This is a genomic window from Bradyrhizobium sp. P2_E8, assembly GCF_056403875.1.
The window spans coordinates 1-9846 of sequence record NZ_JBFUES010000176.1; the positions used below are offsets into that span (position 1 = coordinate 1).

Annotated in this window: 15 protein-coding genes; 8 read left to right on the forward strand and 7 right to left on the reverse strand. The window is 64.3% G+C overall.

The window, feature by feature from the left end; translation table 11 throughout:
* Positions 1-16 precede the first annotated feature (16 nt).
* Positions 17-829, reverse strand: coding sequence for a cobalamin-binding protein (locus AC1D00_RS12515; protein ID WP_477010886.1), 813 nt, complete (start codon positions 827-829; stop codon positions 17-19).
* Positions 830-948: 119 nt separating this feature from the next.
* On the opposite strand from AC1D00_RS12515, the gene AC1D00_RS12520 reads away from it, so the two are divergent.
* Both AC1D00_RS12520 and AC1D00_RS12525 read left to right on the forward strand, forming a co-directional pair.
* Positions 949-1350, forward strand: a complete 402-nt coding sequence (locus AC1D00_RS12520; RefSeq protein WP_477010887.1) for a PaaI family thioesterase — start codon at positions 949-951, stop codon at positions 1348-1350.
* A 150-nt stretch (positions 1351-1500) separates the two neighbouring features.
* Complete coding sequence (locus tag AC1D00_RS12525; RefSeq protein WP_135173496.1) at positions 1501-2106, forward strand: GNAT family N-acetyltransferase; 606 nt, start codon at positions 1501-1503, stop codon at positions 2104-2106.
* 61 nt (positions 2107-2167) lie between these two features.
* Here AC1D00_RS12525 and AC1D00_RS12530 read toward each other — a convergent pair whose 3' ends face one another.
* The gene (locus tag AC1D00_RS12530) at positions 2168-2473 is read right to left on the reverse strand and encodes a hypothetical protein (RefSeq protein ID WP_027542488.1); all 306 of its coding nucleotides are present in this window, start codon (positions 2471-2473) and stop codon (positions 2168-2170) included.
* Positions 2474-2576: 103 nt separating this feature from the next.
* Entirely contained in the window at positions 2577-3263 is a 687-nt protein-coding gene (locus AC1D00_RS12535; protein WP_477010888.1) for a DUF2161 domain-containing phosphodiesterase, read from the reverse strand.
* Between the two features lie 127 nt (positions 3264-3390).
* Between AC1D00_RS12535 and AC1D00_RS12540 the strand changes: the two genes are divergently transcribed.
* Complete coding sequence (locus AC1D00_RS12540) at positions 3391-3738, forward strand: hypothetical protein (protein ID WP_477010896.1); 348 nt, start codon at positions 3391-3393, stop codon at positions 3736-3738.
* Here the strand turns inward: AC1D00_RS12540 and AC1D00_RS12545 are convergent, their stop codons facing one another.
* Positions 3739-4419 carry an SDR family oxidoreductase gene (locus tag AC1D00_RS12545; protein ID WP_477010889.1) on the reverse strand — a complete coding sequence of 227 codons (681 nt, stop codon included), beginning with the start codon at positions 4417-4419 and terminating at the stop codon, positions 3739-3741.
* Between the two features lie 118 nt (positions 4420-4537).
* Here AC1D00_RS12545 and AC1D00_RS12550 point away from each other — a divergent pair, with 118 nt between their 5' ends.
* Complete coding sequence (locus tag AC1D00_RS12550; RefSeq protein WP_477010890.1) at positions 4538-5275, forward strand: SGNH/GDSL hydrolase family protein; 738 nt, start codon at positions 4538-4540, stop codon at positions 5273-5275.
* On the opposite strand, the gene AC1D00_RS12555 is transcribed toward AC1D00_RS12550, so the two are convergent.
* Positions 5276-6019 carry a tyrosine-protein phosphatase gene (locus AC1D00_RS12555; RefSeq protein WP_135173501.1) on the reverse strand — a complete coding sequence of 248 codons (744 nt, stop codon included), beginning with the start codon at positions 6017-6019 and terminating at the stop codon, positions 5276-5278.
* A gap of 48 nt (positions 6020-6067) precedes the next feature.
* Here AC1D00_RS12555 and AC1D00_RS12560 point away from each other — a divergent pair, with 48 nt between their 5' ends.
* Positions 6068-6394, forward strand: coding sequence for an MliC family protein (locus tag AC1D00_RS12560; protein WP_477010891.1), 327 nt, complete (start codon positions 6068-6070; stop codon positions 6392-6394).
* A 110-nt stretch (positions 6395-6504) separates the two neighbouring features.
* On the opposite strand, the gene AC1D00_RS12565 is transcribed toward AC1D00_RS12560, so the two are convergent.
* Both AC1D00_RS12565 and AC1D00_RS12570 read right to left on the reverse strand, forming a co-directional pair.
* Complete coding sequence (locus AC1D00_RS12565; RefSeq protein WP_025575434.1) at positions 6505-6708, reverse strand: DUF2735 domain-containing protein; 204 nt, start codon at positions 6706-6708, stop codon at positions 6505-6507.
* Positions 6686-7150 (reverse strand): hypothetical protein, encoded by a 465-nt coding sequence (locus AC1D00_RS12570; protein WP_477010892.1) that lies wholly within the window; start codon positions 7148-7150, stop codon positions 6686-6688. Before AC1D00_RS12570 ends, AC1D00_RS12565 begins: the two co-directional genes overlap by 23 nt.
* Positions 7151-7247: 97 nt before the next feature.
* Between AC1D00_RS12570 and AC1D00_RS12575 the strand changes: the two genes are divergently transcribed.
* From AC1D00_RS12575 to AC1D00_RS12585, 3 genes are all read left to right on the forward strand, one after another.
* On the forward strand, positions 7248-8282 hold the full coding sequence (locus tag AC1D00_RS12575; RefSeq protein ID WP_477010893.1) for a glutamine synthetase beta-grasp domain-containing protein: 1035 nt from the start codon (positions 7248-7250) through the stop codon (positions 8280-8282).
* A 196-nt stretch (positions 8283-8478) separates the two neighbouring features.
* Positions 8479-9180 carry a GrlR family regulatory protein gene (locus AC1D00_RS12580; protein WP_477010894.1) on the forward strand — a complete coding sequence of 234 codons (702 nt, stop codon included), beginning with the start codon at positions 8479-8481 and terminating at the stop codon, positions 9178-9180.
* An 18-nt stretch (positions 9181-9198) separates the two neighbouring features.
* A partial coding sequence (locus AC1D00_RS12585) for a substrate-binding domain-containing protein (RefSeq protein ID WP_477010895.1) occupies positions 9199-9846 on the forward strand: 648 nt, incomplete at its 3' end.

Consider the following 9846-nt stretch of genomic DNA (forward strand, 5'->3'; position numbering starts at 1 on the left):
ACTCTGGATTGCTTCGCTACGCTCGCAATGACGGGATGAGAGAGCTGTGCTCACCCCACAACGCCTGCACGATCGCATCCAGCCCATCGGTCAGCGCCGCAGGTCCCGGCTGCAGGATGATCGGCGACTTGATCTCGACGATGCGGCTGTCGCGCACGGCCGGAATCTCGCTCCAGCCGTCGCGCGCGCGGATGCGGGCGGGCACGACTTTCTTGCCGCACCATGATGCGAGGATCACGTCGGGGGCTGCCTTACGCACGTCGTCCGCCGAGACGATACGATCCTTCGCCGCCTGCCGATGCCGCAGCTCCGGAAAGACATCCTCAGCCCCGGCGATCTCGATCAGCTCGGACACCCAGCCGATGCCGGAGATCAACGGATCGTCCCACTCCTCGAAATAGACCTTTGGCCGCGGCGAGGGGCGGGACGTTGCGGCGATCGCGGCGAGACGCCGTTCGAATCCTTGGGCGAGGTCCTCGGCGCGCTTGGCGGCGCCGACCAGAGCACCGAGAGTCCGGATCATCGTCAGGATTCCCGCAACGTCGCGTTGATTGAAGACGTGGACATCGACGCCGGCGCGCACGAGATCAGCGACGATACCGGCCTGGAGATCGGAGAAGGCGAGCACGAGATCCGGTTCCAGCGCCAGGATCTTTGGAATGTCTGCGGAGACGAAGGCCGACACCCGTGGCTTCTCGCGTCGCACCTGGGGCGGGCGCACGGCGTAGCCGGAGACGCCGACGATGCGGTCCTGCTCGCCGAGCAGGTAGAGCGTTTCGACCGTCTCTTCGGTCAGGCAGACGATGCGGCGGGGAGGGAAGTGACGCATGGGAGCAGCATATGCACAAATGCGGGCGCCGATGTCAGCATGGCCATGACCTCGGACGTCATTGCTTTGCCGCGCGAAGCAATTCACGCTGAGACAACAACGAATTGGGAGGATATCCGATGACGCCGCTCGAGAAACTTAAAGCGATGAAGATGCCGTTCGCCGAGCTCAAGGGCGTCGAATTCGTCGAGGCAGAGAAGGACCGCGTGGTGGCACGGATGACCGTCAGGCCCGATCTCTGCACCCTCCACCACACCATCCACGGCGGCGCGGTGATGGCGCTGGCCGATTCCGTTGGCGCGGCGGCGACCGTGATCAACCTGCCCGAGGACGCCAAGGGCACGACGACGCTGGAGAGCAAGACCAATTTCATCGGCGGCGCCAAGGAAGGAACCACGATCATCGCCACCGCGACACCGGTTCACCGGGGCCGACGCACCCAGGTCTGGACCACCCGGCTCGAAACCGAGGACGGCAAGCTGGTGGCCGTGGTGACCCAGACGCAGCTGGTCCTCGTATGATTACGGGGCTTTGATTTTGTTAACGAAATAGTCGCTCCCGATGCCCGAAACTTGGGCAGGTTCCCGTCTTGAAAATTATGGTGCGATGCACAACATAGGGGTCCTAGGGATTCGAACGCCTCCTCGAGGGACACCAAGAGGAGTTTTGACGTGGTACTTGAAGAGACCGTCCGCACCGCCCCAGGCTATGTGCGGACCCTGATCCAGCAGGAAGAGTTGCCGCTGCTGCGCGATCACCTGCTAAGGCTCGATGCCGAAAGCCGGCATGATCGTTTCAACGGTTTTCTCGACGACAGCTTCATCGAGCGTTACGCCGCCCGCTGTGCCGAGGACGGCACCGTGATCGTCGCCTATATCGTCGACGGCGTAGTCCGCGGTGCTGCCGAGCTGCATCCGCCGGAGCACGATTCTCTGCCCGAAGTCGCCTTCAGCGTGGAGGCCTCTGCGCGCCGCAAGGGCGTCGGCAGCGTGCTGTTCCGCCGCCTGATCGCGGAAGCGCGCTGGAAGGGCTACAAGCACCTGCGCATCACCACCGGCGCCGAGAATCACGCGATGCGGGCGCTTGCCCGGAAGTTCGGTGCGCATCTCGCCTTCCGCCACGGCGAATCGACCGGCACGATCGATCTGGCCAAGACGCCGGAAGCCGAGCTGGCCGAACTCGCAGCCGCGCCGTTCACGGCCGGGCGCGCGCTTCTCAGCTTCAACTCGACCTGCTGGAAGATCATCTCCAGCATGTACGGCAGTCGCGCCGCCTGAATCAAAAAGCGGACCGGCAAAACCGGTCCGCTCTTGTATTTGGGGGGCGTGGACGAGGCGCTCAGGTGCCGGTGCGCGTGCCGGTGCCGAAGCGGCGGACGACGCGGCGTTCGACCACGACGGAGCGCTGTGCGCCCTGTTCGCCGGCGATCACGCGCGTGGCGGTGATGCGGCTGTTGGTGCGGGCCAGTTTCTTCACCTCGGCCTGGACCACATCGAGCGGCATCCCCATCAGAGCTGCGGCGATCTCGGCCTGCTGCTCCTGGTCGTCGGTGATGCCAACAGCGGCGAAGATCGCCTCGTCCAGGGTGGGCGGATCGTGACGCACGCGCCGCGTGCCGTACTTGGTATTCCAGTCTGCGCTCATGGGGGCCTCGTTTCGATCCGGGATACCTAGTGCCGCCTATGTTGCATTGCAATATGAATTTGGTGTGGCATCTCAGCTATTCACGACTTGCATCGATCCTGTGTCATGCCGGTGACGGAGCACCTGCGTTCACCTCGATCCGTTGCTGCGGCCAGCGCTCCAGCGCTGCATGGCCGGCCTCGGTGAGCCCGTAGATTCCCCGCTCCGTGCGTTCGAACCAGCCATACAMATTGTTAAGCAAGATCTTGCCGGCATCGGGACACCGTTCGCGCAATTCGCGCACACGCCGCGGCCCCTCGGCGAGCGCGGAGGCGCAGGCCAGTGCCTGCTGCCGGTAGGCCGTCATGATCGGCGCGCGGGTGCTGCCGCCGAGCACGGGATCGCCCTGGCGACGCTGATGCTCGGCGACGAGCCGCGAACGCTTTTTCGGCTCGCGTCGCGGCGCCGCGGTCGGCGGCTTCACCAGCACCTCGACCTGGCCGCGGTCGGTGACCCCCAGCATACCGAAGCCGAGGCGGCGACAGAGATTGCGATAGCGCGCGTCGCTCTCGCGCCCCTTGCCACGGATCGACATCTTGGCGGCAATCCAGACCTCGTCGCCCGCCGGCGCGCGGTCGACCGCCTGGAGGATCAGCTCGAGGTTGAAGGCGAGCTTGAGCTCGCCGATCACCACGACCGGCGGGTCGCCGGCGCTGAGGCCCACGAGATCGCAGCCGCCGATCTCGCCCTTGACCGTGAAGCCGAGCTCTTCGAGGAAACGTTTGACGGGCAGGTAGAGCGCGGTTTCCACAGGTGTTCCGATCGGAGAATCGATTCCAGGCAGTCTAGCCCGGATCGGACTCGGGGCTCCCTGCCATTTGATTGGGAACAGATGGTCCGGCTATCCTGCGGGCGGGACAATCGGGCGCTTGACGCAGATGACTATCAGGAACGGGCTCTATCACATCCGCATCCAGATGCTGGATGGTGTCCAGGGCGGCAACCAGGGTGTCATGGTGCTGCGCGACGGCACCATGCGGGGCGGCGATTCATTCTTCTTCGCCTATGGCAGCTACATCTCCGCCGACGGCAAGTGGAAGGGCGAGCTGACCAACGAGGAGCACTCGCCTACGTTCGACGAGCGTCCCGTGTGGGGCCGCAAGATCGTGACCATCGGATTCAGCGGCACCTATACCGACGAGACCGCCTATGGCGAGGGCATCGCGCTCGCCGGCAAGCAGAGCATCCGCTTCAAGGGCGATCTGCGGCTCTTGGTACCGGATTGATCACACCCGCCCGCTGACCGGGATCAGCGCGCCGGTGATGCCGCTCGCGGCGTCGCTGGCGAGGAACAGGATGACTTCAGCGAGCTCCCGCGGCGTCACCCATTTGGCGAAGTCAGCTTTCGGCATGTCGGCGCGGTTGGCCTTGGTGTCGATGATCGACGGCAGCACCGCGTTCACTGTCACCTTGCCCTTCCACTCGCTGGCCAGCGCCTCGGTGAGGCGATGCACGCCGGCTTTCGACGCCGCATAGGGGCCCATGCCGGAGCCTGCCTGGAGCGCGCCCATGGCGCCGATGTTGACGATGCGGCCGGCGCTGGAGGCGGCGAGATGCGGCAGCGCCGCGCGCGAGGCGTTGAGCGCGGTCAGCACGTTGAGTGCATACATGCGCTGCCACGTCGTGATGTCGCCGTCGCCGACGGTCTCGAAGGCAAAGCCGCCGGCGATGTTGATCAGTGCGTCGAGCCGGCCAAAGTGCTTCGCTGCCGCATCGATCGCCGTCTTCGCCTGAGCGGCGTCAGACAGGTCGACGCCGCCGATCTCGATGCGCTCGGGCGTCGCTGGCATTTGCGAGGGCGCGTAATCGATGCCGGCGATCCGTGCGCCGCGGGACTGCGCGACCTCCGCAACCACCTTGCCGAGAGCGCCGAGCGCGCCGGTGACGACAATGACTTTTCCCTGCACGATGCTCTCCGTCGGTTGAACCTGCCCCGACTATTGCGCGGGCCGAATTGGTCTTGCAATGGCGGCGGCTTCAAGGCTGAATGATCGACGCAACCTTGGATAGCGGGGGAGAGGTGAAGTGACCGAGAGTCCGCCGGCCGTGGACGTCCCCCGAGACGTCATCAAGTTGAGATATCCGCTGCGCAACTTCTTCGAGGCACTGCGCGGAACGGGTTCGGTTCGCATCGTGGCGATGGGATCATCCTCGACGGCCGGACGTGAGGACGTCGTGCCCTATCCCTCTCGCCTCGAGATGTGTCTGAGGCAGAATTACGATGCGCATTTGCCGAAGGTCCGGGTCGACGTCCTGAATCGGGGCAAGGGTGGGGAAGAGGCGCCAAAAGAGCTGGATCGCTTCGATGCCGACATTTTCGCCGACAAGCCCTCGGTCGTGCTCTGGCAGGTCGGCACCAACGCCATCTTTCGCAAGAATGAATTCGTGTTTGAAAAGGTGGTCGAGAAGATCGCCGAGGGAGTGCGTCTGCTGAGCGAGCACCCGATGGATGTGGTATTGATCGACCCGCAATATGTGACAGCCATGCTCCGAGACGATAAGGCAGAGCTCTCGGAAAAGATGGTCTCGGAAATCCGGAAGATCGCAGCAGCTGCAAAGGTGAACGTGTTTCAGCGCTGGGCGCTGATGCGGCACTGGCATGTGAACAACGAGGTGTCATTCGAGCAAATGCTCGATCCGAGCGATCCTGACAAGCTGCACCAAAGCGACTGGAGCACGCTTCAGGTTTCCAAAGCCCTGTGCCGCGCGATCACCGATGCCACCCTGGCGGCGAGCTGGCTCCCCGCCGAGTGGCAATCCTGATCACGCTTGCAGATAACGCTCCTTTAGCGCCGTCCGCTCGGCCGCGCCGAGCTTGAGCCCGTCGCGCAAGTAGGTTTCGACATCGCCATAGTCGCGGCCGACGGCTTCGAAAGCCGCCGCAAGATACGAAGCCTCGACCGAGCCGATCGCGTCGAGCACGTCGGCGGGAAGGTCGGAGGCGTTTGACGCATCGCGACGGTAGTGCCGGTTGGTCAGGAGGTAGTCCTCGGCAATGACGTCATCGGAAACGCCGAGCGCATGCAGGATCAGCGCGCTGGCAAAGCCGGTGCGGTCCTTGCCGGCGGTGCAGTGGATCACGAGCGGGGCGCGGTCTTCCAGCAGATGGCCGAACAGCGCGCGAAAGCTGTGCGTGTTGTGACGGACATAGTTGCGGTAGGACTCGCGCATGAGCTCCAGTGCGACCGGCGCGGTCAACGTGCCCCGGGCGAGTTCGGCGCGCAGGGCGGCAACAACCGTCGGCTCGATCGGCAGCGAGTGCACGGTGATCTCGTTCACGACGCAGACACCGGCCGCGCGCTCCTCCAGCCCGCGAAAATCGAATGCGCTTCTGACGCCGAGCGCGCGGACGATCTCGATGTCATCGGCGGTGAGCTGACCGAGATGGTTGGAGCGGAAGATGTGCCGCCAGCGCGTAGTGCGGCCATCGGTGGTCGGATAGCCACCGAGATCGCGGAAATTGCTGGCGCCCTGCAAGGCGAGGTGGCGGGTAGGGGAGTCGGACATCGGATATGCTTTTGTTATGTTGCCGGCGGATCATTACAGGGGGCGATCATGAACCGGCACAAGGCCATTGTTTTGGCGATCAGCATGCTGGCGGGCGGAATCTTCGGCATGCGGCAGGCCGGTGCGCAGACGTTCCAGACCTACCGCTGCGCTGATGGTACGCAGTTCATCGTCGGGTTTTATGACGCCGACAAGCGCGCCTTCCTCCAGATCGACGGCGAACCCGTCACGCTCGCCAGGCGGCTGACGGTCTCGGGCGCGCGCTATTCGGGGGCGGGGGTCACGCTGAGGATCGGCAAGTCGGGAGCGACCACCATCAAGCATCTGAAGCGGCCGGTCACGGCCTGCGCGGTGGTCGAAAAGCCCGGGCTCTAGCCGCGCGGCCATCAAGAATCAAAAAGGGTCGAAACCTCGTTGTTTCGACCCTCTTCAAACTGCTGCCGGTCGCTCCAGGGAGCGTCGCGGGATTGAACCAAACGCAGGCATTAGCGATCCCATTTCGGCTTGTCTTCGTCGACTGCCTCCTGATGGTACCAGCTTCCGCTGCAAATCGTCTCGTTCACGGGAAGCGAGAGACGGTCGGCAGGAAGGCGGGCCTCACCATAGCGGCGACCTCCGAGAGCCGCGCGGCCCCCGGCGGGGAATTGGTAGATCTTTGCAGATCCCTCACTCAGACCATTGTTCATCATTGCGGTATCTCCTCGGGTCGAAGCGCTTGGCCTCCATGGTGCGCCCGACTCGTTCGATTGTGGTTACTGGAATCCCCATATCGGCCGCGCGCCCCGAAATGCAAAGTGCTGAAAAGGAAATCAGTTTTAGCTCATTTTCTAGGCAGCGTGCTTTCTGCATCCTCCAAGGCACCAGCTTGGTGACTAACGCTTGGGCCATTGCGAAGGTTGCTGGCGACGGGGCGAAGACTTTGCGAATATTGCCGGACGTTGATGCGCGTTTCATCGGCAACCTCCGGCGCAGGTCGGGCTGCTCCAGAATCAGGCGTTTTCCGCGGGATTTTTGCGGTGCAGCTTCACGCAAAGGTGCGCCGCTATGACGCACGCCGCTGTGGACGCCCAGCCGGCGGCGGGGAGAGCCCGGCGGCAGGGGAAAACCTTCCGTAGTGCGGCCTTTTGGCACGTTAAATGCTTGTAAGCGGTCGGCCGATGGTGGCCGGGTACAAACGTGCGGGGGCCCCAGGGCCCCCAACCTTTCGCATCATCTACAGAGAGGCTCAATGACCAAGTACAAGCTCGAGTACATCTGGCTCGACGGATATACGCCGACTCCGAACTTGCGCGGCAAAACTCAGATCAAGGAATTCGCGTCGTTCCCGACGCTCGAGCAGCTTCCGCTCTGGGGCTTCGATGGCTCCTCCACCCAGCAGGCCGAGGGCCACAGCTCCGATTGCGTGCTGAAGCCGGTCRCMGTCTTCCCGGACGCTGCCCGCACCAACGGCGTGCTCGTGATGTGCGAAGTCATGATGCCCGATGGCAAGACCCCGCACGCCTCCAACAAGCGCGCCACCATTCTCGACGATGCCGGCGCCTGGTTCGGCTTCGAGCAGGAATACTTCTTCTACAAGGACGGCCGTCCGCTCGGCTTCCCGGCTTCGGGTTATCCGGCGCCGCAGGGCCCGTACTACACCGGCGTCGGCTTCTCGAACGTCGGCGACGTCGCCCGCAAGATCGTCGAAGAGCATCTCGACCTCTGCCTCGCGGCCGGCATCAACCATGAAGGCATCAACGCGGAAGTCGCGAAGGGCCAGTGGGAATTCCAGATCTTCGGCAAGGGCTCCAAGAAGGCCGCTGACGAAATGTGGATGGCCCGCTACCTGATGCTGCGCCTGACCGAGAAGTACGGCATCGACATCGAGTTCCACTGCAAGCCGCTCGGCGACACCGACTGGAACGGCTCCGGCATGCACGCCAACTTCTCGACCGAGTACATGCGCACGGTCGGCGGCAAGGAGTACTTCGAGGCCCTGATGGCCGCGTTCGACAAGAACCTGATGGACCACATCGCCGTCTACGGCCCGGACAACGACAAGCGTCTGACCGGCAAGCACGAGACCGCGCCGTGGAACAAGTTCAGCTACGGCGTGGCCGACCGCGGCGCTTCGATCCGCGTGCCGCACTCCTTCGTCAACAACGGCTACAAGGGCTATCTGGAAGACCGTCGCCCGAACTCGCAGGGCGACCCATACCAGATCGCTTCGCAGATCCTGAAGACGATCGCGTCCGTGCCGGCCGAGAAGAAGGCGGTCGCCTAAGATCCTCCCGGCCCGGGCGGGGGGCTTGCCCGGGTTGGCGTTCAATCCGCCGGAGCTGAAAGGCTCCGGCGGATTTTTTGCATTTTGATGACGGGCGTTCCTGTGGCCTGTCGACCCCCGGTGGCGTGAAACTTGTCCATCGCCATCGAAAGCGGGATAGAGTGTCACTGGATGCGCGCAGGGCCGGGGACGGCTGGTGTTTGAGGGTTTCTACAAGGTGCGGTTTCAGCTCGGCGACGCCGTTGGCCGGAGCGTGATGCATGCCGGCAATGGCAAGATGCTTGGCGGCAATTCGGCCTTCGCCCATATCGGCACCTACGAGAAGACCGACGACGGCGTCGACATCGTCATCAAGACCGTCCGCCACAACCCCGATCCGAACTACCGCGCCATGGCCGGCACCGATGATGCGACCTTGCTGGCGAAAGGCAGGGCCGACGGCGATCTCTATCGTTTCAAGGGCGAGCTGAAGGAGCTGCCCGGCGTTCCCTTTCAGTCGGTGATGACGCCGATCACCGAGGACGAGGTGCCGATCGCCGGCGGCGTCGGCGAGGGCGGTATTGGCGATGGCCTCTATTCGATCCACCTGCGCATGCTCGACGGCGTTGACGGCGGTCTCACCGGCGTGATGCTGCTCAACCAGGGCCGCATTCTCGGCGGCGATGCCTCGTTCTACTATCTCGGCAGCTACACCGCCACGAACGGCCGCTGGAAGGGCCAGATCCTCAATCAGGAGCACACGCCGGCCAAGGACGATCCGATCTTCGGCGGCCACGAGGTCGGCATCGGCTTCTCCGGCAGCTACGACGCGGAGCAGGCGGTGCTGGAGGCAACGGCGCTTGCTGGCAAGCGCAGCCTGCGCCTGACCGCCGCGCTCAAGCTGATGCACCGCGCCTGAAGTCATCCGGGAATACAGATGGAAAAGACCATCCGCATGCTATCGACGCTCGGCCTGATGGGCGCGATGCGCAGCCTGTCGTCGGCCTTCGAGACCGCGAGCGGCATCCGCGTCGATGCCGACTTCGCGCCGACCCTGGCGCTCCTCAAGCGGCTGCGCGACGGCGAGGCCGCCGATCTCGTCATCCTCACGCGCGAGGGGCTCGATGAGGTGATCGGCGAGGGCCGTGTGATCGCCGAGAGCGCAGCCGATCTCGCGCGCTCCTTCGTCGGCATTGCCGTGCTTGCGGGGCAGGCGCATCCCGACATCGCGACCGAAGCCGCGCTGCGCAAGACGCTGCTTGCGGCGCGGTCCGTCGCCTATTCGCGGCTGGGCGCGAGCGGCGTGTACTTCGCCCAGCTGATCGTGCGGATGGGGATCGCCGCCGAGGTCAACGCCAAGGCCACCATCGTCGAACAGGGCTTTACCGCCGAGCGACTCGTCAGCGGCGAGGCGGATCTGGCCGTGCAGCAGATCAGCGAGCTGAAGCAGGTCGACGGCATCGAAGTGATCGGGCCGGTCCCGCACGATTTGCAGACACCGGCCGTGTTCTCAGCCGGCCGCATGGCGAACGCGAAACATGCCGAAGCCGCGGACCGGTTGCTGCGCTACCTCGCATCGCCGGAG

What these genes read in the sequence shown, in the direction of transcription:
- AC1D00_RS12515 (WP_477010886.1), bottom strand. Translation starts at nt 829, where the DNA reads ATGCGTCACTTCCCTCCCCGCCGCATCGTCTGCCTGACCGAAGAGACG.
- AC1D00_RS12520 (WP_477010887.1), top strand. Translation starts at nt 949, where the DNA reads ATGACGCCGCTCGAGAAACTTAAAGCGATGAAGATGCCGTTCGCCGAG.
- AC1D00_RS12530 (WP_027542488.1), bottom strand. Translation starts at nt 2,473, where the DNA reads ATGAGCGCAGACTGGAATACCAAGTACGGCACGCGGCGCGTGCGTCAC.
- AC1D00_RS12540 (WP_477010896.1), top strand. Translation starts at nt 3,391, where the DNA reads ATGACTATCAGGAACGGGCTCTATCACATCCGCATCCAGATGCTGGAT.
- AC1D00_RS12555 (WP_135173501.1), bottom strand. Translation starts at nt 6,019, where the DNA reads ATGTCCGACTCCCCTACCCGCCACCTCGCCTTGCAGGGCGCCAGCAAT.
- AC1D00_RS12560 (WP_477010891.1), top strand. Translation starts at nt 6,068, where the DNA reads ATGAACCGGCACAAGGCCATTGTTTTGGCGATCAGCATGCTGGCGGGC.
- AC1D00_RS12565 (WP_025575434.1), bottom strand. Translation starts at nt 6,708, where the DNA reads ATGATGAACAATGGTCTGAGTGAGGGATCTGCAAAGATCTACCAATTC.